This is a genomic window from Pseudomonas fortuita (assembly GCF_026898135.2).
In the GTDB taxonomy this organism is placed as follows: Bacteria; Pseudomonadota; Gammaproteobacteria; order Pseudomonadales; family Pseudomonadaceae; genus Aquipseudomonas; species Aquipseudomonas fortuita.
The window spans coordinates 4,337,190-4,362,071 of sequence record NZ_CP114035.2; the positions used below are offsets into that span (position 1 = coordinate 4,337,190).

Annotated in this window: 20 protein-coding genes; 11 read left to right on the forward strand and 9 right to left on the reverse strand. The window is 62.1% G+C overall.

Translation table 11 applies throughout. The features are described from left to right. Positions 1 to 51 precede the first annotated feature (51 nt). Complete coding sequence (locus tag OZ911_RS20045; RefSeq protein WP_016488289.1) at positions 52 to 981, reverse strand: electron transfer flavoprotein subunit alpha/FixB family protein; 930 nt, start codon at positions 979 to 981, stop codon at positions 52 to 54. Further along, the gene (locus OZ911_RS20050) at positions 982 to 1,731 is read right to left on the reverse strand and encodes an electron transfer flavoprotein subunit beta/FixA family protein (RefSeq protein WP_016488290.1); all 750 of its coding nucleotides are present in this window, start codon (positions 1,729 to 1,731) and stop codon (positions 982 to 984) included. It lies immediately after the preceding gene. 551 nt (positions 1,732 to 2,282) lie between these two features. Here OZ911_RS20050 and OZ911_RS20055 point away from each other — a divergent pair. Continuing rightward, positions 2,283 to 3,947, forward strand: a complete 1,665-nt coding sequence (locus OZ911_RS20055) for an electron transfer flavoprotein-ubiquinone oxidoreductase (protein ID WP_016488291.1) — start codon at positions 2,283 to 2,285, stop codon at positions 3,945 to 3,947. Between the two features lie 70 nt (positions 3,948 to 4,017). On the opposite strand, the gene OZ911_RS20060 is transcribed toward OZ911_RS20055, so the two are convergent. From OZ911_RS20060 to OZ911_RS20075, 4 genes are all read right to left on the reverse strand, one after another. Beyond that, the gene (locus tag OZ911_RS20060; protein ID WP_024717924.1) at positions 4,018 to 4,419 is read right to left on the reverse strand and encodes a type II TA system antitoxin MqsA family protein; all 402 of its coding nucleotides are present in this window, start codon (positions 4,417 to 4,419) and stop codon (positions 4,018 to 4,020) included. A 2-nt stretch (positions 4,420 to 4,421) separates the two neighbouring features. Next, positions 4,422 to 4,718 carry a type II toxin-antitoxin system MqsR family toxin gene (locus OZ911_RS20065; RefSeq protein ID WP_024717923.1) on the reverse strand — a complete coding sequence of 99 codons (297 nt, stop codon included), beginning with the start codon at positions 4,716 to 4,718 and terminating at the stop codon, positions 4,422 to 4,424. 94 nt (positions 4,719 to 4,812) lie between these two features. Beyond that, positions 4,813 to 6,138 carry an MFS transporter gene (locus OZ911_RS20070; RefSeq protein ID WP_023048066.1) on the reverse strand — a complete coding sequence of 442 codons (1,326 nt, stop codon included), beginning with the start codon at positions 6,136 to 6,138 and terminating at the stop codon, positions 4,813 to 4,815. Positions 6,139 to 6,210: 72 nt separating this feature from the next. Continuing rightward, a complete protein-coding gene (locus OZ911_RS20075) occupies positions 6,211 to 6,690 on the reverse strand; it encodes a hypothetical protein (RefSeq protein ID WP_023048065.1) in 480 nt (159 codons plus the stop codon). A 299-nt stretch (positions 6,691 to 6,989) separates the two neighbouring features. On the opposite strand from OZ911_RS20075, the gene azu reads away from it, so the two are divergent. After that, the gene (gene azu, locus OZ911_RS20080) at positions 6,990 to 7,451 is read left to right on the forward strand and encodes an azurin (RefSeq protein ID WP_023048064.1); all 462 of its coding nucleotides are present in this window, start codon (positions 6,990 to 6,992) and stop codon (positions 7,449 to 7,451) included. Between the two features lie 37 nt (positions 7,452 to 7,488). Here the strand turns inward: azu and OZ911_RS20085 are convergent, their stop codons facing one another. After that, entirely contained in the window at positions 7,489 to 7,989 is a 501-nt protein-coding gene (locus tag OZ911_RS20085) for a sigma-70 family RNA polymerase sigma factor (protein ID WP_016488297.1), read from the reverse strand. 230 nt (positions 7,990 to 8,219) lie between these two features. Here OZ911_RS20085 and OZ911_RS20090 point away from each other — a divergent pair, with 230 nt between their 5' ends. From OZ911_RS20090 to OZ911_RS20100, 3 genes are read left to right on the forward strand one after another with little or no spacing between them, the layout of a single operon-like run. Next, positions 8,220 to 9,401 carry an efflux RND transporter periplasmic adaptor subunit gene (locus tag OZ911_RS20090; protein ID WP_031312009.1) on the forward strand — a complete coding sequence of 394 codons (1,182 nt, stop codon included), beginning with the start codon at positions 8,220 to 8,222 and terminating at the stop codon, positions 9,399 to 9,401. A 1-nt stretch (position 9,402) separates the two neighbouring features. Then, entirely contained in the window at positions 9,403 to 11,370 is a 1,968-nt protein-coding gene (locus OZ911_RS20095; RefSeq protein WP_016488299.1) for a MacB family efflux pump subunit, read from the forward strand. Further along, entirely contained in the window at positions 11,367 to 12,785 is a 1,419-nt protein-coding gene (locus OZ911_RS20100; protein WP_070086767.1) for an efflux transporter outer membrane subunit, read from the forward strand. The genes OZ911_RS20095 and OZ911_RS20100 overlap by 4 nt, the downstream gene beginning before the upstream one ends. Positions 12,786 to 12,857: 72 nt before the next feature. On the opposite strand, the gene pvdP is transcribed toward OZ911_RS20100, so the two are convergent. Then, the gene (gene pvdP / locus OZ911_RS20105) at positions 12,858 to 14,468 is read right to left on the reverse strand and encodes a pyoverdine maturation tyrosinase PvdP (protein ID WP_023048635.1); all 1,611 of its coding nucleotides are present in this window, start codon (positions 14,466 to 14,468) and stop codon (positions 12,858 to 12,860) included. Positions 14,469 to 14,614: 146 nt separating this feature from the next. On the opposite strand from pvdP, the gene OZ911_RS20110 reads away from it, so the two are divergent. The 6 genes from OZ911_RS20110 (at position 14,615) to OZ911_RS20135 (ending at position 23,766) form a co-directional block, all read left to right on the forward strand. After that, positions 14,615 to 15,991 (forward strand): dipeptidase, encoded by a 1,377-nt coding sequence (locus tag OZ911_RS20110; protein WP_016488302.1) that lies wholly within the window; start codon positions 14,615 to 14,617, stop codon positions 15,989 to 15,991. Then, entirely contained in the window at positions 15,988 to 16,863 is an 876-nt protein-coding gene (pvdO, locus tag OZ911_RS20115) for a dihydropyoverdine dehydrogenase (RefSeq protein WP_016488303.1), read from the forward strand. Before OZ911_RS20110 ends, pvdO begins: the two co-directional genes overlap by 4 nt. A gap of 21 nt (positions 16,864 to 16,884) precedes the next feature. Next, complete coding sequence (ptaA, locus tag OZ911_RS20120; protein WP_023048634.1) at positions 16,885 to 17,979, forward strand: pyoverdine biosynthesis transaminase PtaA; 1,095 nt, start codon at positions 16,885 to 16,887, stop codon at positions 17,977 to 17,979. A 245-nt stretch (positions 17,980 to 18,224) separates the two neighbouring features. Beyond that, on the forward strand, positions 18,225 to 19,553 hold the full coding sequence (locus OZ911_RS20125; protein ID WP_070086766.1) for a lysine N(6)-hydroxylase/L-ornithine N(5)-oxygenase family protein: 1,329 nt from the start codon (positions 18,225 to 18,227) through the stop codon (positions 19,551 to 19,553). A gap of 18 nt (positions 19,554 to 19,571) precedes the next feature. Then, entirely contained in the window at positions 19,572 to 21,221 is a 1,650-nt protein-coding gene (locus OZ911_RS20130; RefSeq protein WP_016488306.1) for a cyclic peptide export ABC transporter, read from the forward strand. Between the two features lie 118 nt (positions 21,222 to 21,339). Then, entirely contained in the window at positions 21,340 to 23,766 is a 2,427-nt protein-coding gene (locus OZ911_RS20135; protein ID WP_268968460.1) for a TonB-dependent siderophore receptor, read from the forward strand. 153 nt (positions 23,767 to 23,919) lie between these two features. On the opposite strand, the gene OZ911_RS20140 is transcribed toward OZ911_RS20135, so the two are convergent. Continuing rightward, complete coding sequence (locus OZ911_RS20140; RefSeq protein WP_070086765.1) at positions 23,920 to 24,882, reverse strand: alpha/beta hydrolase; 963 nt, start codon at positions 24,880 to 24,882, stop codon at positions 23,920 to 23,922.

Genomic DNA, 24,882 nt, shown 5'->3' on the forward strand with positions numbered 1-24,882 from the left:
AACCCGACCCTCAATGCGAGGGCCGGGTTCTTTATAAGTGAAGCAGGCGGATCAGACCAGCTTTTCCAGCTCCGGAACCGCTTCGAACAAGTCAGCGACCAAGCCGTAATCGGCCACCTGGAAGATCGGCGCTTCTTCGTCCTTGTTGATCGCAACGATCACTTTGGAGTCTTTCATGCCGGCCAGGTGCTGGATCGCGCCGGAGATACCGACGGCGATGTACAGCTGTGGCGCAACGATCTTGCCGGTCTGGCCGACCTGCATGTCGTTCGGCACGAAGCCTGCGTCGACCGCAGCGCGCGAAGCACCAACGGCAGCGCCCAGCTTGTCGGCCAGGCTGTACAAGTGTTTGAAGTTGTCACCGTTGCCCATGCCGCGGCCGCCGGAAACGACGATCTTGGCAGCGGTCAGTTCCGGGCGGTCGGACTTGGCCAGCTCTTCACCGACAAAGGCCGAGATACCGGCGTTGTGCGCGGCACCCACCGCTTCAACGGCGGCCGAGCCACCTTCGGCGGCGACTGGGTCGAAGCCGGTGGTACGCACGGTGATGACCTTGACCGAAGCGCTCGATTGCACGGTGGCAATGGCGTTACCGGCATAGATCGGGCGCTTGAAGGTGTCGGCGGACTCGACCGAGATGATCTCGGAGATCTGGTCCACATCCAGCAGTGCGGCAACGCGTGGCAGGATGTTCTTGCCGTTGGTGGTGGCCGGGGCCAGCACGTGGCTGTAACCGTTGGCCAACTCGACGATCAGCGGCGCCACGTTCTCCGGCAGGACGTGTGCGTAAGCTGCGTTGTCGGCAACCAGCACTTTCGCCACACCCGCGATCTTGGCAGCAGACTCGGCAATGCCACCGACGTTCTGGCCAGCGACCAGCACGTGCACATCACCACCGATCTTGGCAGCTGCGGCAACAGTGTTCAGGGTAGACGGTGCGACTGCACCGTTCTCGTATTCAGCGACAACCAGGATAGTCATTTAGATTACCTTCGCTTCGTTCTTCAGCTTCTCGACCAGTTCGGCCACCGACTTGACCTTGATACCCGCGCTGCGGGCAGCCGGCGCTTCGACTTTCAGGGTCTTGTTGGTGGAGGCGAGCGAAACGCCCAGATCGCCAGGGTTGACGGTCTCCAGCGGTTTCTTCTTGGCCTTCATGATGTTCGGCAGCGACGCATAGCGTGGCTCGTTCAGGCGCAGGTCGGTGGTGACGATGGCTGGCAGGTTCAGCGATACGGTCTGCAGGCCGCCATCGATTTCACGGGTGACGTTCAGCTTGTCGCCAGCGACTTCGACCTTGGAGGCGAAGGTGCCCTGGGCGTAGCCGGTCAGCGCAGCCAGCATCTGGCCAGTCTGGTTGTTGTCGCTGTCGATGGCCTGCTTGCCAAGGATGACCAGCTGCGGCTGCTCTTTGTCGACAACGGCTTTCAGCGCCTTGGCCACGGCCAGCGAATTCAGCTCATCGGCGGCTTCGACCAGGATGGCACGGTCGGCACCCAGGGCCAGCGCAGTACGCAGCTGCTCCTGGGCGGTGGTCGGGCCGACGGAAACGACGACGATCTCGGTCGCAACGCCTTTTTCCTTCAGGCGTACGGCCTCTTCCACGGCGATTTCGCAGAAGGGGTTCATGGACATCTTGACGTTAGCAAGGTCGACGCCGGAGTTGTCCGCCTTGACGCGAACCTTGACGTTGTAGTCGACCACTCGTTTGACAGCTACAAGAACCTTCATGGATTCCTCGTTACTCTCCGGTGAATAGATAGTCGCCTGGGGCTGAGCCCGGCGATGCGCGTGGGTACAAGGGCACCTCTAAAAACGTACCGGAGCGAGCAAACTTCACAGTGACCGAACAGTCTTGTCCGGACTCCTGAGACAAATACTCACGGGTCATTTTCTGTCGTGGCGTGTAAACTCCACTACAAACCGGCCAAAGGCCGCAAAACCCTGCTCCACACCTGGTCTTTAGAGGTGTACCTGCGCCCGGCTGCAAGCCTACGGCGAACGTAAAACCGCTCGTATCTTGACCGTAACACCCCATCCGGTCAATACGGCAAATCGGTCACCCTCCAGCCGCGTTCCTGTGATTTTACTGGCCTGCGGCAAATTCAAACAAACGTTTGTATTGGACCTGCCAAGTGGTGTAGATATAATGCGCGGCCAAGACAAAACGGTGTAGTCCGTCATTTGCGCAGCTACAGTTCCGCTCCCGTGATGAGCCACTGCGCGCAAGCACCCAATAAGACAAAGCAACAGCACGAGCCTTGATGAGTAGGAGAGAACCAGTGGAACGCGAATACATGGAATTCGACGTGGTCATCGTCGGCGCCGGCCCGGCAGGCCTGTCCGCCGCCTGCCGCCTGAAGCAGAAGGCCGCCGAAGCCGGTAGCGAAATCAGCGTCTGCGTGGTGGAAAAAGGCTCTGAAGTCGGCGCCCACATCCTCTCTGGCGCGGTGTTCGAACCCCGCGCCCTGAACGAACTGTTCCCGGACTGGAAAGCACTCGGCGCACCGCTCAATACCGAAGTGAAGCGCGACGACATCTATGTGCTCAAGGATGCCGGCAGCGCCACCAAGGTGCCTGACCTGTTCGTGCCCAAAACCATGCACAACCATGGCAACTACATCATCTCGCTGGGCAACCTGTGCCGCTGGCTGGCCCAGCAGGCCGAGAACCTGGGCGTGGAAATCTACCCGGGCTTCGCCGCCCAGGAAGCGCTGTTCGACGACAACGGCGTAGTCCGCGGCATCGTCACCGGCGACCTGGGTGTCGACCGCGAAGGCAACCCGAAGGACGGCCTGTACACCCCGGGCATGGAACTGCGCGCCAAGTACACCCTGTTTGCCGAAGGCTGCCGCGGCCATATCGGCAAGCAGCTGATCAAGCGCTTCAACCTCGACAGCGAGTCCGACGTCCAGCACTACGGCATCGGCCTGAAGGAAATCTGGGAGATCGACCCGGCCAAACACGAGCAGGGCCTGGTGGTGCACACCGCCGGCTGGCCGCTGGATGTGGTCGCCAAGGACAACACCGGTGGATCGTTCCTCTATCACCTGGAAAACAACCAGGTGGTGGTTGGCCTGATCGTCGACCTGTCCTACGCCAACCCGTACCTGTCGCCATTCGACGAATTCCAGCGCCTCAAGCACCACCCGGTGATCAGCCAGTACCTCGAAGGCGGCAAGCGCATCAGCTACGGTGCCCGTGCCCTGGCCAAGGGCGGTATCAACTCGCTGCCGAAAATGGTCTTCAAGGGTGGCGCACTGATCGGTTGCGACCTGGGCACCATGAACGTGGCCAAGATCAAGGGCAGCCACACCGCCATGAAGTCCGGCATGCTCGCCGCCGAAGCGGTGGCGGACGCCCTGATCGCCGGCAGCGAAGGCGGTGACCAGCTGAACAGCTACGTCAGCGCCTTCAAGGCCAGCTGGCTGCACGAAGAACTGTTCGCCAGCCGCAACTTCGGCCCTGCCATGCACAAGTTCGGCCCGCTGCTGGGCGCCGCGTTCAACTATGTGGACCAGAACTGGTTCGGCGGCAAGCTGCCGTTCACCCTGCACGATACCAAGCCGGACTACGCCTGCCTCAAGCTGGCCGCCGACTCGAAAAAGATCGACTACCCGAAACCGGACGGCAAGCTCAGCTTCGACAAGCTCAGCTCGGTATTCCTCTCCAGCACCAACCACGAAGAGGAACAGCCCTGCCACCTGAAGCTGACCGACCCGAGCATCCCGATCGCCAGCAACCTGCCGCTGTACGACGAGCCGGCCCAGCGCTACTGCCCGGCGGGCGTGTACGAAGTGGTCACCCAGGAAGACGGCAACAAGCGCTTCCAGATCAACGCGCAGAACTGCGTGCACTGCAAGACCTGCGACATCAAGGACCCGGCCCAGAACATCACCTGGGTTACCCCTGAAGGCGCTGGCGGGCCGAACTACCCGAACATGTAAGGCCCTGCCCTTGCCGTAACAAAAAGCCCCCGGTTCTCATGAGCCGGGGGCTTTTTGTTACGTGCCAAAATCAGGCAGTACGCACTTCCTCGAAGAGTTCTGGATGGCGATCCAGCAGCTTGAGCAGTTTCACCAACGCTACGGGTGGTGTGGTCTTGCCGTTTTCATAACGGGAGAACGCGTTGACGCCACCCCCGAAAATTTCCCCCGCTTCACGCTGGTCGAGGTCGAACTTACGGCGGATTGAAGCAATGAAGGAAGGATCCACAACAGCTGCGTTGACTTGACGCTCGAATGCCGTCATCAGGTTACTGACACGCATGGCTTCATCGTGGCTAAGTACACATTCACCACAGGCGCAACAGTAATCGCCACTTACGTCAGGGATGACGGTCGCCTCTCCTTTATAGCTATAGGGCATCCCCTGAACATCAGGTGCAAGCTCCGCACCGCCGCATACTGGACATCTCATGGTTACAACTCCTTGAAAGACACGATGAGCACGTCGTCTACCACGGACACTTTCAGATAAACGTACCCAAATGCTGTAAGCGGACGATAGACGTCCTGCCAAACGCGGTGATCCATATGGCTGGTCATGCTCTTGTAGAAATCACTACGCTCCAAACAGGAGATCACTTCAAGCATGCCCGGATAATCCATTCCCAGGGCTCTGGCGCCTCTCAGTGCAGCGCCTGTAGGGCTGATGCGCCTGGCAGCAGCCAAGACTTTTACCCTTTCCAACGGACAGTGAGGCGTTCTCTTTTCCATGAGAAATTAACCTTCCAGGTTAAATTTGGCCAATAGGTTATTCCAATAACCCCCGCCCGGAAGGATGACTCAAGGCCCCACGCGCGTTACCCGATCATTTGTCACCACACATGATCGCCATCGGCTCTGCCGCAAACGCCAATGGCTCACGGCGCCCGAAATACAGGGCCGTCAGCAACCCAACCATACCCATGATCAGACAAAACCCGACACACACCCACGGGCTCCACGGCATCAGCGCGATCAGCGCCAGCGGCGTGGTACTGGCCCACAGTGCGTAGGCCACGTTGTAGGTGAAGGAAATGCCCGACACGCGGATCTCGGCCGGGAACAGCCCGACCATCACCGACGGCACCACCCCCACCACACCGCAACTCAAACCCGCCATCGCGTAGGCCAGCCAGGTCATGCCCCACTGCCCATTCAGGCTGGCGTACAACGTGCCAATGCCCAGCGGCAGCAGCACGCTGTAGAGCATCAGCGCGCGCCAGGCGCCCACGCGGTCAACCAGCAAGCCGGCCAGCACGCAGCCGATATTGAGGAAGACAATCCCCACGCTGCTGAGGGCAAAGGTGTGCCCGGCGCTCATGCCGAAGCGCTGCTGCATCACCGTTGGGGTGATTACCACCAGCACCACCACGGCAGAAGTCAGCACACAGGTCAGCAACGCCGCCGGGATCAGCGCCCGGCGGTGTTCGCCCAGTACCCTTCGCAGCGGGAACTTCACCGGTTGCTCCTGGCGCGCGCGCAGGGCCAGGAACACCGGCGTTTCGCTGAGCCAGCGGCGCAGCCACACGCCAATCACACCAAACACCCCACCGAGCAGGAACGGGTAGCGCCAGGCGTAGTCGAGGATCTCCTGCGGTGTGAATACTTGCGCCAGCAAGGTCGCGATCAGCGCCCCCAGCAGGTAGCCGAAGGTCAGCCCGGCCTGCAGGAAGCCCAAGGCGTAACCGCGCCGCCCGATGGGCGCATGTTCGGCGACGAAGGTCCAGGCACTCGGCACTTCGCCCCCCACCGCCGCGCCCTGCAGGATGCGCAAGGCCAGCAGGATCAGCGGCGCGGCATAACCGATGTCGGCATAGGTCGGCATTACCCCGATCAACAGGCATGGCAAGGCCATCATCAGAATACTCAGGCTGAAGACCCGCTTGCGCCCCAGGTGGTCCGCGAAGTGCGCCATCAGGATGCCGCCCAGCGGCCGCGCCAGGTACCCGGTGACGAAGATGCCGAAGCTTTGCAGCAGGCGCAGCCACTCCGGCATTTCGGGCGGGAAGAACAACTGGCTGAGGGTAAGCGCAAAGAACACGAAAATGATGAAGTCGTAGATTTCCAGCGCGCCGCCCAACGCAGCCAGGCCCAAGGTCCGGTGATCGCCGCGGCTGAACCGGGGCGGGCGAGCGGTATCGATGGCAGTCATGGCAGGGTCCGCAAATCGGCAAAGGGCAAGAGGATAACAAATAGCGGCCCCGTTGCCCTGCCCGCTGCGCCGCTAGCGGTTGAACACTGTGTGCGCGAAGTTGGCCCGCGGCCGTGGCCGCACCGTAGCAGCCGGCATGCCACTCGGCAGCGGCAATTTGCCGACCAGCAGTGGCGCGTCGATGATCGCCATGAACGACTCCAGCGCCTCGTTATCTGGCACGTGCGGCAGGCTCAGGCTGACCGCCTGGCGTTCGGTCGCCGGTACTGAAGGCACCCTCAATTGACTGGAGTGGTAAAGCAGGGCGTGCTGGATTTGCGTGCTGACCCGGCAGAAGCGCTCAAGGTCAACCCCTGCATGGTTTGCCAGCTCGATATTGCCCAGCAACAGATGAAAGGGCTGCAAGGCGCAATGCACCAGGCGCTGCAGCTCCTCGAAGCTCTCCACGGGGGCTATCCGGTAATAGCCCAGGCCATTGAGCAACCGTTCCAGCTGCAGCCGCTGGCATGGGTGGGCGTCGGCGATGAGGATGCGCAGGGTCTTGTTTGCCATGGTGGGACCTGGGCAGTTGGGTAATGGGTACGCTCCATGACCGTACTGCGCCAGTAACGGCTACTGCCAAGGTCACGCCTGGCAGCGGTCTTCTTTGATAGAAGTCGGTAAACCCGCATAAATCAAGTGATTGACTGACGGAATTTGCATTTGCCTTTAACCCGGCAAGCAGGATTACCACCCGTGCTCCCCCCGGCAAAGCGAGCGGCTAGCGCCCGCCCTAAACCCTGACGTCCGGGCTTCGTATAAAAAAGGCGCATGCCCCAAGGCATTGCCTCTTACATTTTCGGAGTACCCAGATGTTTCGCCCTGCCCTCGCCTTTTTCGCCCTGAGCCTTTCCAGCGTCGCATGGTCCGCCGAGCCCTGCTCCGTGGACATTCGCAGTACCGACCAGATGACCTACGACCTGAAGACGATCACCGTGCCGCAGTCCTGCCAACGCTTCACGGTGAACCTGCAGCACACCGGCACGATGCCCAGGAACATCATGGGCCACAACTGGGTGCTAGCCAAAAAGGAAGACATAAAAGGCGTGACCACCGATGGCGCTGCAGCCGGTGAAGCCGATGACTATATCCAGCCGGGCGACCAGCGCGTGCTCGCCCATACCCGGTTAATCGGTGGCGGCGAAAAGGATTCGGTCACCTTCGACACCCGCGTGCTGCAGGCCGGCCAGGCGTACGCGTTCTTCTGCTCCTACCCTTTCCATTCGACCATGATGAAGGGCGCCCTGACATTCGGTGCACCGTCAGGCAACTGATGCGAACGCAACCCGCGCCGCGCAGCCGCGCGTGCGCTCAGGCCTCGGCCCACTCGCGCATGCGCAGGCGGCAATGTTTCATGGCGTTGACGATGTGTTTTTCCACCGTGGCCCTGGACAAACCCAGCCGCGTGGCGATCTCGCCATGCGACAGGCCTTCGAGCTTGCGGAGCAAAAAGCACTGCCGGCAGGTTTCGCTCAATTCGGCCACCGCACGTTGCAGCAACGCCAAGCGCTCTTCCTGCCGACAGACACCGTGCACGGGCGCGACAAAGAACCGCTCGTCGGTCTCCAGTACTTCCAAAGGCTCGGCGCGGCGGACCTTGCTGCGCCGATGGCCATCGGTGACCAGGTTCAGGGCCGTGCGATAAAGGAAAGCGCGCGGATGGGAGATCTGCGTGTCGTCACACCGCTCGAGTATCCGCAGATAGGCCTCCTGAGCGATATCCTCGGCAGCATGGCGGCTGCCGAGACGCGAACGAAGGTACCCGACCAGTTCACGATAGTATTGCTCGAGCAGTACACCCGAAGACGGCATCGAAGCGCTTTCCCTGTTTTCCGATGATGATATGACTGCAGTGCAGGCCAAGTAATGGCATTGCCGGCGCTTAAACTATAATAATTCTCATCAAGTTTAAAGACGCTGTTACATTTCCCCCGCCCGCAACGGGCGCTTCCCGCTAAATCCGTCCTTGGCGCTTTCGTTTAATCGGCAGCCTCCCTAGCTGCTCCTTGGTGACAGCGGCCCTCTCATGGTCGGAATACTGCATGATCCCTCAACGCCTTACTCGTCGCGCCGTCACACTCGTGCTTTGCCTGATCCCGCTGGCCGCACTCGCAGCCTGGCAATTGTTGCCCGGCGAAGCCGATAAGCGGCCTTTCGTCAGCGTCAGCCGTGGCAACATCGAAGCCAGCGTCACCGCTCTGGGCACCTTGCAACCCCGCCAGTACGTCGATGTCGGCGCGCAGGCCTCCGGCCAGATCCGTACCTTGCATGTCGAGGTAGGGGACACCGTCAAGCAAGGGCAGTTGCTGGTGGAAATCGACCCCGCAACGCAACAGGCCCGGCTGGATGCCGAGCGCTATGCCATCGAAACCCTGAAAGCGCAGGTCAAGGAGCAACGCGCCGAGCATGTCCTGGCCGAGCAGCAGTTGCGGCGTCAGCAGCGGATGGCCAACGACGGCGCCACGCGCGAGGAAGATGTGCAAACCGCCCAGGCGAAAGTGCTGACAACCCAGGCGCGGATTGACATGTACCAGGCACAGATTCTCCAGGCACAGGCCACGTTACGCAGCGCAGAAGCCGAGCTTGGCTATACGCGCATCTATGCTCCAATTGGCGGCACGGTGGTGGCGGTCGATGCACGCGAGGGGCAGACCTTGAACGCACAGCAGCGCACCCCGCTGATCCTGCGGATCGCCAAGCTGTCGCCGATGACGGTTTGGGCCGAAGTCTCGGAAGCCGATATCGGCCAGGTCAAGACCGGCATGCAGGCCTACTTCACCACCTTGGGCAGTGGCGGCAGGCGCTGGACCGGCACCGTCAGGCAAATTTTGCCAATCCCGCCCAAGCCGCTGGACCAGCTCAGTCAAGGCGGCGGCAGCCCGGTTGCCGCCAGCGGTACAAGTGCCAACGGGACCGGGCGCGTGGTGCTCTACACCGTGCTGCTGGACGTCGACAACGATGACAATGCGCTGATGGCCGACATGACCGCACAGGTGTTCTTCGTCGCCGGAGCCGCCAAGGACGTATTGACCGTGCCCATCGCCGCACTGCAGGGACGCGGCCAGCGCGAGGGGCTGCAGACTGCCCACGTGCTGACCGGCAAGGGCGAAGTCCAGACGCGCCAGGTACGCACCGGGCTCAGCGACCGCCTGCGCGTGCAGGTACTCGAGGGCCTTGATGAAGGTGACAAGTTGCTGATCGGCCCTGTCGGCAGCGAGGGTTGACATGAACACTCCGCTGATAGAACTGGTCGGCATCCGTAAATCCTACGGTGGCGGTGACAGCCCTCAGGTCGATGTGTTGCGCGGCATTGACCTGAAGATCCATGCCGGAGAATTCATCGCCATCGTCGGCACCTCGGGTTCCGGCAAGTCGACCCTGATGAACATCCTGGGTTGCCTCGATCGCCCGAGCGCCGGAAGCTATCGCTTCGCCGGCCAGGATGTTGCCGGGCTGAACAATGACGAGCTGGCCTGGTTGCGCCGCGAGGCGTTCGGGTTCGTGTTTCAGGGCTACCACCTGATCCCCTCCGCCTCGGCGCAAGAGAACGTGGAGATGCCGGCAATCTACGCCGGGACCACCGCTGCCACGCGCGCCGAAAGGGCCCGGGCCCTGCTGCAACGCCTGGGCCTGGGTGAGCGCACCGGCAATCGCCCGCGCCAGCTTTCAGGTGGCCAGCAACAACGGGTATCCATCGCCCGGGCATTGATGAACGGCGGCCACATCATCCTCGCGGACGAGCCCACCGGTGCGCTGGACAGCCACAGTGGCACCGAGGTCATGCGCCTGCTGGATGAGCTGGCCGAGCAGGGCCATGTGGTGATTCTGATCACCCATGACCGCGATGTGGCCGCTCGTGCGCAGCGCATCATAGAGATCCGCGACGGCGAAGTGATCAGCGACAGTGGCGCCGGTCAGGCGCCGCCACAGGATCGCCAGGGCGCACTGCAGGCAGATGATCTGGCCCATCGCCTGGCCCGGGCCGACACCCAGCGCAGCCCTTGGCTGGGCGAAACCCGCGACGCGCTGCAGGCCGCCTGGCGGGTCATGTGGAGCAACCGTACACGCACCGCGCTGACCCTGCTGGGGATCATCATCGGCGTCGCGTCGGTGGTCGTGATGCTGGCGGTGGGCGAAGGCAGCAAGCGCCAGGTCATGGCCCAGATGGGCGCGTTCGGCTCGAACATCATGTTCATGAACGGCGCCTCTCCCGCTCCGCGCGCCCCACCCGGCGACGTTCGCCTCAGCGACGTACAGGCGCTGGCCGAGCTGCCCCAGGTGAAATCCATCATGCCGGCCATGACGCTGGAAGCGCAGGTGCGCTTCGGCAACCGCGATCTCGAATCGACCATAGGCGGCTATACGCCGGTGTTCCCGACCCTGATGAGCTGGCCCGTCAGCGAGGGCAGTTTCTTCACCGACAACGACCTGGCTACGGCTGCCGCCGTGGCCGTGATCGGCTCTGAAGTGCGCAGAAAGCTGTTCGTGGACGGCCAAGACCCGATCGGCCAATACATCCTCATCGAGAACGTGCCTTTCCAGGTGATCGGCGTGCTGGCCAGCAAAGGCTCCAGCGGCGCCAATCAGCGAAACGACCTGCGCATCGCAGTGCCGTACTCAGCGACTGCCATACGGCTGTCCGGCACACAGCACCCGGAATACGTGATCATCGGCGCCGCCGACAGCACCCAGGTGCATGAAGCCGAACGGGCGATACGCCAGTTGATGCTGAGACTGCACAATGGCATCGAAGATTTTGAGATCGACAACAGCGCGGCGATGATCCAGGCCGAAGCCGCGACGCGCAACGGGTTGTCCCTGATGCTGGGGGCCATTGCCGCCATTTCGCTGCTGGTGGGCGGAATCGGCGTGATGAACGTGATGCTCATGACCGTGCGCGAACGCACCCGCGAGATCGGTATACGGATCGCCACCGGTGCCCGGCAGCGCGACATCCTGCGCCAGTTTCTGACCGAGGCCGTTGTGCTTTCGCTCACCGGTGGCCTTATCGGCGTGTGCCTGGCGCTGCTGATCGGTGTGGTACTCAGCCTGGCCCAGGTGGCCGTGGCGTTTTCCGCCCTGGCGATGGTGGGTGCTTTCGCCTGCTCGGTAGCCACCGGCGTCATCTTCGGCTTCATGCCCGCGCGCAAGGCTGCCGCCCTCGACCCTGTCGCCGCTCTGACCAGTGAATGACCATGACCAGAACCCCGCTTTTTCTGCTGCCGCTGCTGACCCTGCTTGGCGCTTGCAGCCACACACCCGCCCCCTTGGACAGCGGTATTGTTGCGCCCGCCAGCTGGCAAGGTCCGACTGGGGTCACGGCTACCTCGGCGCAGTGGTGGACAACCTTCAACAGCGCTCAATTGAGCCAGCTCATCGAGCAGGCGCGCCACGGCAGCCATGACCTGCGCGCCGCCATGGCCAGGGTCAGGCAGGCTCGGGCCGACCTTCGCATTGCCGGTGGCCCTCTGCTGCCGAGCCTGGACGCCAGCGCCGACGCCTATCAGCAGCGCCTCCTGCGAGGCCAAGGGTACAGCGAACAGGACACCTCGAGCAGCAAACGGACTTACCGCTACTTCGACACGGCCCTGACGGCCAGCTACGAGCTGGACTTCTGGGGCGCAAATGCCGCTGCGCGGGACAGTGCCCGGCTTGGCCTGCAAGCCACTGCATTTGACCGTGACACCCTCGAGCTGAGCCTGACGAGCAGTGTTGCCGACACCTATCTGCGAGCCCTCGCCGCTCGCGAGCAGGCCCACATCGCCACGCTCAACCTGGAAAACGCCGACAAGATCCTCAATGTGGTGCGCACGCGGTTTCAGGCTGGCTCGTCAACTGCCCTGGAGCTGGCCCAACAAGAGAGCCTGGTGGCCAATCAGCAACGACAGTTGCCGCTCTACCAGCAAGAAGCCCGCGATGCGCAGATCACCCTGGCAACCCTGCTCGGTGTGCCGGTGCAGGCACTTGAGCTTGCCGATCAGCCTTTCGATCAACTGCGCGGCCCGAGCATTGCCGCCGGCATTCCCAGCCAGCTGTTGACCCGTCGCCCGGACATTGCCAGCGCAGAGGCGCGCCTGGCAGCGGCTCAGGCGGATGTCAGCGTTGCACGGGCAGCCCTGTTCCCCACGGTAAGCCTGACGGCCAGCCTGGCCACCGGCGACAGAAAGGCCATCGACCTGCTGCACAACCCGGCGTTCAACCTCGGTGCCGGTCTGACGGCCCCCATTTTCAACAATGGCGCCTTGCGCGCTGCGCGTGATCGCGCCATCGCTCGCCAGGACGAGTTGCTCGATGCGTATCGCAGCGTACTGATAACCAGCTTCGGCGAAGTCGAGAAGGCACTGAACAGCGTGGACGGCCTGGACCGCCAGACTCGCTGGCAGAATGAGGCGCTTAGCCAGGCACAGCGCGCGTTCGACCTGGCCGAAAACCGCTATCGGGCCGGGGCCGAAGACCTGCTCAGCGTGCTGGAGGCGCAACGCAGCCTGTTTGCAGCACAGGCCGAGCGGGTACGCCTGCGTGAGGCGCGGCTGCAGGCCAGTGTTGCGCTTTACAAGGCATTGGGCGGGGGGTGGACAGGCACGGATGCGCTGATGACGGTGAGGTAGTTTGTCACGCTATCTTCAGTGCCTGTGAGCCCGCGCTCACAGGCACTGAAGATCCGATGCCGGGCACCCGCGCTACAACCCGTCACGCCGCGGGCCAGGTGCAAGATGGCGAGCATACCAGGGCCGCTGTGGCACCCTGCCAGACAGGCGATCGGCGTCTTCTTCAGGGCTGAAAATGACCTGCAAGGCCAGCTTCATGGTCTCGATGTCCAGTTTCCCGGTGCCGCCTCCATTGCCCAGCCCCCAGGCACCGCAACCGTCACGGGTGGGCCCTAGCCAAGGCTCGGCCACACGCACCCAGCGCCCCGGCGCAAACCACGGAACACCCTCGATCATTCGCGGCTTCACTTCCCCCGGGTGCGCCTGCTGGTGGGCCAGGTACCAGTCGTTCAGACGGTCGTCGATCCAGCCATGAAACGCCCAGAACACCGGGTTCACGTGAGATGAAAACGGATCGCCAAGGAAGTCGTTCTCGGCGCGAAACCAACGTTCGGAAAAATCATAGTTGCGACGCCCGTAGGGCATCGGGTAATCCGAGTTCGGATCGCGCCCCAGGGATGCCCAGCGCATGTGCAACCAATCGTGGACCCCCAACTCGATACGCGACCCCAACTCTCCCAGGCACAAGGTGCTGAGATATTCCGGGTCATGCAGCTGGGCTTCCCACAGCTGGAAGTTGGCGTGCAGGCCCTGAGTGCTCTTCACGTAGTACAGCCACTGGCTGAAGGCATCATCGCCGGCCGCCTGCCAATTGGGCGGGACGCTGTAGCCGTCGCGGTTGTCGAGGTAATCGAAAAACGCCTGGGCGCCATGCCCGATCGAAGGACGTGCCGCGGGCAGGCTGGCCCAGGAACGCAGGTCCTGGACCTTACGTACCCCATGCAGCATATGCCGATGCATGAACAGAAAATCCTCGCCGGAGCCGTTGCGATGGCGATCATGCCCGCGGGCGTTGCGCTCCTTGCCCAACGGGCCGACCTGCCAGCCCAGCGCACGCACCATCTGCCGTCGGGAATCATCGATGCGGTGCCAACGATCGCGGCTGGCATGCCACAGCTGATGATAGTAGCGGCGCTGCGGCGAAATCAGGTCCTCGTGCAGGGCCGCCACAAAAGGCAGCCGCTCACGCGCCAGCACAAACGGTCGACGGACCGCGACAAAACCCGCTTGCACACCGGAATGCCCCGCCTGCGTCCCTGCCAGACGCACTTGCCCACTCAGGGTGGCGCTGCCTCCGCCCTCGCTCCAGTCGCCCCATATCTCATCCAGCACGGCGTCGCAGTCATAGGCTTCGCCAGGGCCGGCAATTATCTTCAGGCGCACCGCTGGCAATCGGTCGGCAGCCAGCGGCCCGTAAACCTGCAAACCCCGGTCGCCATACGGCGCGGTACCCAGGTAGCCACGCAAGGCACGGGCACCCTGCCCGACGTCGAGCAACAGCTGCTGCGGCCCGGCCAGCACAGCCAGCGCCGGGTGATTGCCTGTCAGGCGCCAGTCCCAGATCCCGACCAGGCGTTCACCCAGCAGCGCATTGGGCAGGTCGTCGACCGGCACCGCAGGTTCGTCACTGCTCAGCTCCGCTTCCTGGGCCCGCTGCCATTCCTGCTGTGCGTAATAGCCGGCAGGCAGAGCTACACCGGCAGCCACCAGGCCTGCCAGGATCTTTCGACGTGACACTTTCATCCACTGTACTCATGACGTGACTACTGCTGCAAAAACGAATGGTTGAGGAAGCGATTTAGAGGGTTGCTAAATTCTCTTTGCCCCGGCTCGTTTCACCCAGCAAGTTCGAACGGCATGGGGCCGTCGTGCAGGCGATCGAGTACGCAATGAAGAAACCGGCTTTGTTTTCGCGCAGATGGCCATGGGCATTGGCACTTCTGCTCCTGCTCCTGATGGCCGCAGGCGCCTGGTGGTACTGGGTTTACCTTGCCAAGCACCCCTACAGCCGGGAAATCGAACAGCGAGCCAACGCCCTGCAGGCGCGCATCCCGGCCCTGGATGCGCACCTCGATGTGCCGCTGAGCTATGGCACCGATGGCGAGGAAGCAAACCGCGATGGCCCGACACAGTTCGATCTGGTGAAAGCCGCCAAAGGCCGCCTGAGCGGCGCTTCGATCGCGATCTGGTCATGGCCGGAATTCTGGAGTGGGCCCAACTGGCCACACCGCCCCACCCCAGGCTTCGAGGCCGCAATGGCCAACGAACTGGAAGTGCGCTACCGGATCATCACCAGCATCGCCAAGGATTTCCCTGCACAGGCCGGCATCGCCTACACCCCCGCTGACTTCCGCCGACTGGTCAGTGAAGGCAAGTTCGCCATCATCATCAGCATGCTCAATGCCGCGCCTTTGGGCGACGACATTGACAAACTGGACCACTGGGCCGCACGCGGCATGCGGGTATTCGGACCAGGCTACGTCGGTAACAACAGCTGGGTAGACTCGGCACGGCCCCTGCCTTTCCTGGGCGATTCGGTCGACCCGCTGGGCGGGCTTTCCGCGATTGGTCGGCGCGCCATCACCCGGCTCAACGACCTCGGCGTGGTCATCGACGTGTCGCAGATGTCCAGCCAGGCGCTGACCCAGGTCACCCAGCTTAGCCGAGCGCCGGTCATGGCCTCGCACACCGGCGTACAAGGCCTGATGGACATTCGCCGCAACCTCAGCGATGCCGACCTGGCACACATCAAGGCCACCGATGGGCTGGTCAATATCGTGGCCTACTCCCACTACCTCAAGCCGTTCTCGCGCCCCACCATCGAGAAGATGAACGCTTTGCGTGCCAGGCATGGCTTGCCCGACGTACAAAACCAGACCCAGATGGGCACCACCACCGACCCGGTGTTCTCGATCTGGTCAGAGAAGAAGTTCGGTGAATACCTCACACCGTTCTACGAAATCCTCGGCGCCGAGCCAGAGGCCACCCTGGCCGACTATGTCGACTCGATCGATTACGCGGTGAAGAAGATCGGTATCGACCATGTAGGCATCAGTTCCGATTTCAACGACGGCGGCGGTGTGGTCGGCTGGGAAAATGTCAGCCAGAGCCGCAATGTCACCGCCGAACTGATGCAGCGTGGCTATTCCGATGAAGACATCGCCAAGCTCTGGGGGGCCAACTTCCTGCGTGTTTGGGAAGCCGCCCAGAAAGCTGCCAAGCCCACCCCACCTCCCATTGCCCACTACCCGCAAGGAACCCCATGAAACGGCTGACCTCACTGATTGCACTCGGTTGTCTCTCGCTGTCGCTCGATGCCCTCGCTGGCGCCCCGAGTGCACCGGGCAAGGTCTTCAAGGACTGCAAGGATTGCCCGGAAATGGTCGTGCTGCCCGCCGGCAGCTACGTGATGGGCACCCCCGATGACGAACTGGGCAAACAGGACGATGAAGGTCCGCTGCATACCGTAACATTCGCCAAGGCCTTCGCCATGAGTCGCTTCCACGTGACGGCCAGCCAATGGCAAGCCTATGCCAGGGACACCCACACCGTGCTGCCCGACGGCGACGATCGCCCGGGCCGTCTGTGCAAGAACGGCAAGCCCAGTTACCCGCAAGGGCCTACCCAGCCAGCGGTCTGCATGACCTGGGAGGAAGCGCGCGGCTATATTGGCTGGCTGGCGAAGAAAACCGGCAAGCCTTACCGCATGGTCAGCGAGGCCGAACGCGAATACGCAGGTCGCGCTGGCTCCACCGGTCCTTTCCCGTTCCCCTTCGATGAGGAAGGCGAGTATCAGATCAGCAAGCATGCCAACACTTACGGGCCACGGGATGGCTTCACCTACACGGCGCCGGTCGGCAGCTTCCCGGCCAACGCGTTCGGCATGTATGACATGCATGGCAATATCTACGAGTGGGTCGAAGACTGCTGGCACACCGATTATGTCGGTGCGCCCACCGATGGCAGCGCCTGGACCACAGGTGGCACCTGCACGCACCGGCAGATCCGCGGCAACGACTACCTGGAACCGCCCATCTTCTCCCGCTCGGGCAACCGCAACGAGCGCGAACCCGAAGTGCGCGGTGACTGGCTGGGCTTTCGGGTAGCCCGCGACCTCAAGGACGGCGAACACAACTGACAACCTACAGGGAGAGTGACCATGCCCGCTTTGAGCAGACGCCGTTTCGTAGCGGCAGCCACCTTGACCGGCCTCGTACCCGCCATGCCCGCCTGGGCGGCGGGCGCAGCGGGCGATCCGACGGTGGACGATGACATCATCCGCCTGGACTACAACGAGAGCCCTTACGGCCCCTGCCCCTCGGCGCTCCAGGCAATGAGCCTGGGGATACGCCAGAGCGGGCATTACTTTCCGGAGCATGAATATCGCCTGATCGAGCTGTTCGCGCGGCAGCACAACGTGCCCGAAGACCATGTGGCAGTCTTCTGCGGCTCCCGCTCACCGTTGCAATATGCCCTGGCTCGCCACGCCGACAAGCGGGCCGTGGTCACCGCCGCGCCGACCTATGACTCCGTGGCCAATGGCGCCAGAGCCGTCGGCGCGACCGTGCATGAAGTGCCGCTCGATGCCCGCCACGCCCATGACGTGCGCGGCATGCTTGCCGCCAACCCCCAGCCCGGGGTGTTGTACCTGTGCAATCCGAACAACCCCACCGGCACGCTGACGCCACGCGCCGACATCGAGCACCTGGTCAGCCACAAGGCGGCAGGCAGCCTGGCCATCATCGATGAGGCGTACATCCACTTTTGCGACGCCCCTTCCTGCCTGGATCTGGCGGTCAGCCATGACGATGTCCTGGTGTTGAGGACATTCTCCAAGCTCTATGGCATGGCCGGTGCCCGCCTGGGGCTGGCGATCGGCAAACCGGCGTTGCTGCACGACCTGCAACGCCTGAATGGCTACAACTTCGTGCCGCTTGCCGCCGCCATGGGCGGTATCGCCAGCCTGCAACAAGGCGACCTGGTCAGCGAACGCAAACGCATCAATCGCCACATTCTTCTGACCACTACCGACGCCCTGCAAAAGGCCGGTTACCGCTGCACCGACGCACACGCCAACTGTTTCATGGTGGCCCTTGGCCGACCTGCCAAACCCGTGATCGAAGCACTTGCACAACGCCGGGTCCGGGTTGGACGGGTATTCGAGGCGTGGCCGCAGTGGATGCGCGTCAGTGTCGGCACGGCGGAGCAAATGCAAGCCTTTCTGAAGGCGTTCTTCGACGTCATGCAACGCTAGGCTGCGCTGCGCCTACCCGCATCTACCCTGAGCCACGAACCCCGGCGGGCGCCTGGCGCAGCATGCCTGCGGGGTTTTCGTGCGCCAGCGCGCAGCGTATGCCCCTCCTCGGATCACAACTTCTGCGTCTCTGCGAACACCTGCGTGGGGTGCATGCCCGGCTGGTCGTGACCGGCTAAATCCAGCCTCTGCGGCTTCGTTTAACACCTACTCACCGCTCACCAGCAACAGCAGGAGTCAACGACATGAGCGCCTCAACTCTCCACGACCTGATCGGCGTAGGCTTCGGCCCGTCCAACCTGGCCCTGGCCATCGCCCTGCAGGAGCTTTCCCAGAGCAATGGCAAGCCCATTGACGCCTTGTTCATGGACAAGCAGGAGCACTATCGCTGGCATGGGGATACCTTGTCCTCGCAGAGCGAACTGCAGATCTCGTTCCTCAAGGACCTGGTTTCGCTGCGCAACCCCACCAGCCCCTACAGCTTCGTCAACTACCTCAAGCAGCAGGGCCGCCTGGTCGACTTCGTCAACCTCGGCACCTTTTACCCGTGCCGGCTGGAGTACAACGACTATCTGGGCTGGGTCGCCGAGCAGTTCGCCGGGCAGGCACTGTATGGCGAAGATGTGTTGCGCATCGAGCCCGAGCTCGATAATGGGGTCATTCATCACCTCAGGCTGATCTCGCGCAATGCACAAGGCATGCAGCGCACCCGTCGCACGCGTTCGGTGGTGATCAGCACCGGTGGCTCACCGAAGATTCCAGCCATGTTCGCCCCGCTGCGCAACAATGCCCGGGTTTTTCATCATTCCCGCTACCTCACCGGCATGCAGCACCTGGCCTGCAGCGAAGGCAAGCCGATGCGTATCGCGATCATCGGTTCCGGGCAGAGTGCCGCCGAAGCGTTCATCGACCTCAACGACAGCTTTCCTTCGGTGCGGGCTGAAATGATCCTGCGCAGCTCAGCCCTCAAGCCCGCCGACGACTCGCCTTTCGTCAACGAAATTTTCGCCCCTGCGTACACCGACCTGGTTTTCCAGCAAGCACCGCAAGACCGCGAAAAGTTGATCGGCGAATACCATAACACCAACTACTCGGTCGTCGACCTGGGGCTGATCGAGCGCATCTATGCCGTGCTGTACCGGCAGAAGATCACCCGTCAGCCCCGCCACGCGGTGCTCTGCCGTCAACACCTGGAAGCGGCAGTCGATGTCGAAGGGGGCATCGAACTGACCCTGCGTGACCTCGCCACCGGGCAACAGCAGACCCACCGCTACGATGCCGTGATACTGGCCACCGGCTACGAGCGCAACAGCCATCAGCACCTGCTCGAACCGCTTCTGCCTTACCTGCATGGCCTGGAAGTGGACCGTACCTATCGCGCCCTGGCCACCCCACAGCTCCAGGCGCCAGTCTTCCTGCAAGGCTTCTGCGAGGCCACCCACGGCTTGAGCGACACCTTGCTTTCAGTGCTGCCGATGCGCAGCGAAGAGATCGGAAAAGCGCTCTATGGCGCCCTGAACCTTTCCAGCAGCGCACACCAGGCGCAAACCAAACCCCTTGCCAGCGTCGGCTGATCAACTCAGGAGCCCATCATGTCCCAGTCCTCCCGCGGCGCCGTGCAGGATCTCTTCGCCCTGCTCAAGCCGTTCAAATATACCGTCGCGCTGTCCGTCATCCTGGGCATGGTCGGCGGCCTCAGCATCACCTTCCTGCTGGCCACCATCAACCGCGCCCTGCACGACGACAGCGGCCTGACCCAAGGCGTTGTCTGGGGTTTCGCCGGGCTTTGCCTGGTGGCCCTGGCCAGCTCGGTGTTTTCCGACATCGGTAGCAACCGGGTAGGCCAGAACATCATCGCCGCCTTGCGCAAGGAACTGGGCGAGAAGGTTCTGTCTGCCCCCATCGAACAGATCGAGCGCTATCGCAGCCATCGACTGATCCCCGTGCTGACGCACGACGTGGACACCATCAGCGATTTCGCTTTCGCTTTCGCGCCATTGGCGATCGCCCTGACCGTTACCTTGGGCTGCCTTGGCTATCTGGCATTGCTTTCCTGGCCGATGTTCCTGCTGATGCTGGCAGCGATCGCACTCGGTACCGTCGTGCAGTACATCGCCCGATCCAAGGGCATTCGAGGGTTTGTTGCGGCACGGGACGCCGAAGATGAACTGCAACGGCATTACAATGCGATTGCCGCCGGTGCCAAGGAGCTGCGCATCCACCGCGCGCGCCGCCAACGCATGTTCAGCCGCAATATCCAAGGCACAGCTGACCAGATACGCGATATCCAGATCCGCTCCATCAATACCTTCGTCATCGCCAAGACCTTCGGCTCGATGCTGTTCTTCGTGGTTATCGGCCTGGCCCTTGCCCTGCAATCCTTGTGGCCTAGCGGCGACAAGGCAGTAATGAGCGGCTTCGTGCTGGTACTGCTGTACATGAAAGGCCCGCTGGAATATCTGGTAGGCACGTTGCCCATCGTCAGCCGGGCTCAGATCGCCTTCCGCCGGATTGCCGAGTTGTCCGAACAGTTCTCCTCCCCCGAGCCGCACCTGCTGCTCGAAGACAAGGCCAGCCAGCTGCCCGTCTTGCGTACTCTCGAGTTGCATGACGTGCGTTTTGCCTTCCCTCCGGTCGACGGCAATGCGCCGTTTACCCTTGGGCCGGTGAACCTGCAGGTCAGCCAGGGCGATATCGTGTTCATCGTCGGTGAAAACGGCTGTGGCAAGACCACCCTGATCAAGCTGCTGCTAGGTCTGTATCCGCCGCAAAAAGGCGAGATACGCATCAACGACCAACCCATCACCGCGCTCAATCGCGACGATTACCGCCAGCTCTTCACCACTGTCTTTTCTGATTACTACCTGTTCGACGACCCCTTCCTGGGCGCGCAGCAGGTGCCGGAGAGCGCCGAGGTCTATCTCAAGCGGCTGGAAATTGCACACAAGGTCAGCATCCGCGACGGCAGTTTCACCACCACCGACCTCTCGACCGGGCAACGCAAGCGGCTGGCACTGATCAACGCCTGGCTCGAGGAGCGCCCGGTGCTGGTGTTCGACGAATGGGCAGCGGACCAGGACCCGACATTCCGGCGCATCTTCTATACCGAGCTGCTCCCCGAACTGAAGCGCCTGGGCAAGACCATCATCGTCATCAGCCATGATGACCGCTATTTCGATGTCGCCGACCAACTGGTGCGCATGGAGGCCGGTAGGGTGCTGGTCGAAACGTGCGTCGCCTGATGCAACAAAAGCGAAACATTTGCATTCCGGTTTGTCACCCATCGTGCGTCATACCCGTAGTCGACATAAAAACAGATCTGCCCAGCCTGCCCACTCAACATCTACAACGAGCACCGAAATGCCCACCCACCTTCGATTGAATCACTTGACCAGGGCGCTTGGCCTTCGACGCGCTTTCAATGCACAACTGCCAGCGCTGGCCCTCACCCTGGCGCTGCCCCTGGCGGCCCAGGCGCAAGATCAGCAACTGACTTTGAATATCCCGGCACAGCCACTGAGCTCGGCGCTGCAGAAGTTTGCAGAACTGACCGACGTGCAGGTGCTGTACGAGCCCGGTGCCGTGCAGAACCTTCGCTCGGGTGCGTTAAGCGGTCGTCACAGCCTGGATCAATCGGTGCGTATCTTGCTCGGGGAGAGTGGGCTGCGCTATCAGCTGCGCGACAACACATTGACCTTGCAGGCGAGCAACGAGGGTGACAGCGCAATGCTCCTCGATGCCACGAGCATCCAGTCCGCTGCCTTGGGTGCAACTACCGAAAACACAGGCTCATACACCACGGGTGTGACCAGCACGGCCACCAGGCTGGGGCTGTCACCCCGGGAGACGCCCCAATCGGTCAGCGTCGTCACCCGCCAACAGATGGACGACCAGAACATGCAGTCCCTGGAAGACGTGGCCATGGCCGCGACAGGGATCAATACCGTCAAGGGTTTCGGCACCGAGCGCCCACTGTATTACTCGCGAGGGTTCCAGGTGGACGACCTGCAGGTCGATGGCCTGCCGACCAGCGTGACTGAAAGCTTCTCGATGGACGTCATGTCGGTCAATAACATGGCCATGTATGATCGGGTCGAGATCGTGCGCGGCGCCAATGGCCTGCTGCAGGGGGCGGGCAGCCCGTCGGCAGCCATCAACATGGTGCGCAAGCGGCCTACCCGGAGCTATCAGCTCAAGGCCGAGATCGGCGCAGGTTCATGGGATAACTACCGCACCCAGCTGGATGTCGGCGGTCCGTTGAATGCCGAAGGGACACTGCGCGGTCGAACGGTACTGATGTACAACAACCGCAATAGCTACCAGGATTACGCCGGCAAGGAAAACCAGCTGTTCTATGCCATCGGCGAAGCTGACCTGAGTGACTCGACCACCTTGACCCTCGGTGGCTCGCTGCAGCAGGACAACAACAATGGTTACGACTGGGGTGGCCTGCCAACACACCAGGACGGCAGTTTCTACGACTTCTCCCGCTCGACCTCCCTGGCCGGCAAATGGGCCTATCTGGACAAGCTGAACCGCAACGTCTTCGCCGATATCAAGCATTCGTTCAACGAAGACTGGAACCTGACCGTCGCGACCAACCTCATCTGGTCCAATGCGGACTTTTTGGCACAGGTCGGTTATCACACCGGCGAGACCGACTCGTCGATGCAGCACTACCCCAACAGCGCCAGATACGATGACGAGCAGGTCAACCTGGATGCAGCGCTGAATGGTGCGTTCAACCTGATGGGCCAGAAGCATGAAGTGGTCGTGGGCACAAGCATGCGCCGCGATCGCCTGCAGTACGTGACCGGCTCGCCGAGCTTCTACCCCAAGGTAGACGTCCTCGACTTCAATGCTTCGCAATTCCCCAAACCGGAAATAGTCGGCAACCTTACGCCAAGCCGCCACGTGCGCAAGGACAAAGGGATCTACGCGGCTACCCGTCTTAATCCTACCGACGACCTCCACGTAATCCTCGGCAGCCGCTTGAGCTGGGTCGATTACGATACCCAAGGACCTTGGGAAACCGATCGCTTCAAGGAAGACCGCAAGGTCATTCCGTATGGGGGCATCGTTTATGACATCACCGATCAGACCTCGGTCTACGCCAGTTACACTGAAATCTACAAACTGCAAAGCAACTACAGTGTCGACAACAAGCTGCTGGCCCCCACCACGGGCAGCAACTACGAGATCGGCCTCAAGAACGAGCTGTTCGACGGCAGGCTCAACACCTCTCTGGCGCTGTTCCAGGTCGATCAGACTGGCCTGCCCCAGGTCGTGCCAGAAGCCGGTCGTGTGTGCGGACCGAACCGCGATGCACGTTGCTATACCGAAGGTGCCAAGGTGCGCAATCGCGGTTTCGATGCCGAAGTGTCAGGCGAGCTGATGCCTGGGTGGAATGCTTCGATGGGCTACACCTACAGCCATCCCAAGTACGTTGCCGGGGCCAACAAGGGCGACACCTACGGTACGGAAAACTCGCCCCAGCGACTGTTCAAGGCGGCTACCACCTACCAGCTGCCGGGTGCGCTGGACCAGTGGCGAGTGGGTACCAGCGTCTATCACCAGAGCAAGCTCTACCTGAACAACATCACCCAGAGCGCTTACAACCTGGTCGATCTCAATGCCAACTTTCGGGTCAACCAGAACGTTAGCGTGCAGTTGAACCTCAACAACGTGTTTGACGAGAAATACTACACTGCCATCTTCAGCGAAGACACCGGCAACTACTACGGCGCCCCACGCAATTTCGCGCTTACCCTGCGTTACGAAAACTGATCCCCCCCCTGCGCCAGCCACCGCCGAAGGTGGCTGGCGCCTTTCCCTCCTCTGTTCCTACACCACCTGTCTGCTTGATTCAGCAGGGCCCTGACGCGGGGCTCGCCAGGGCATTGCGCTCAGCGCGACCACAATGCCCTTGGGGCTGGAGGTCTATCGTGCCTTGGCGATAAGCGCAAGCAGACTGTCGACCAATCGCTTGTACACTGTCGAAACTTCTGCAGTCACTGACATCATGCGCAGCAGGTCGTGGGTCATGTCCTGCGCCAGGATGATTTCCACATCCACCCCGGATGCTTGCAATCGCTCAGCGTAGGCTTGCCCTTCATCCAGCAGCGGATCCAGGCCGGCCAGCAGGACGATGGCTGGAGCGACACCGCTCAGGCTTTCTGCGCGCAAGGGAGAGAAACGCCAGTCGTGACGATCCAGGTGTTCGCGTGCATAAAGGTCATAGAACCATTCGAGCGTTTCGTCTTCCAGCAGGTACCCCTCCCCAAACAGGGTGCGCGAGGCGTATTCGCCCCCCGCATCCGTGACCGGGTAACACAACAGTTGCCCGATCGGCCGTACCACGGCCGCCAGGCCTTGCCTGGCGGCATGCAGGGCCAAGGTGGTGGCCAGGGTCGCGCCCACGCTGTCGCCCGCAAGGACGACGCGTTGCAGGTCCAGCCCCTGTGCCTGGGCGATGGAGGGCAGCGCTTCGAGCACATCCCAACCGTCCTCGAAAGCCGTTGGGAACCGGTGCTCAGGGGCCAGGCGATAGCCTACCGAAACCACCGCGCAGCCTGACCGTGCGCACAGCTCACGGCATACGCCATCATGTGAATCCAGGCTGCCGACGACAAAGCCACCGCCATGGAAATAAACCAGCACCGGCAGGGGCCGGCCATCGGCCTGCGCAGGTTTGTAAACACGCAACGGCAAAGCCGTACCATCGCGTGCGGTGCAGGTCAGCGAACCTAGCGCCAGGTCCTGCGGCGCTTGCCAGCGAAGACGCTGCGTGGCCAACTCGAAACGGGTGCGTGCCTGCACCGGACCCAGCCGATGCAAGGCCTGATCCTGTGGGTTCATTGCAACCATATCGAGAAACGCTTCCAGATCGTTATTCAACTTGAT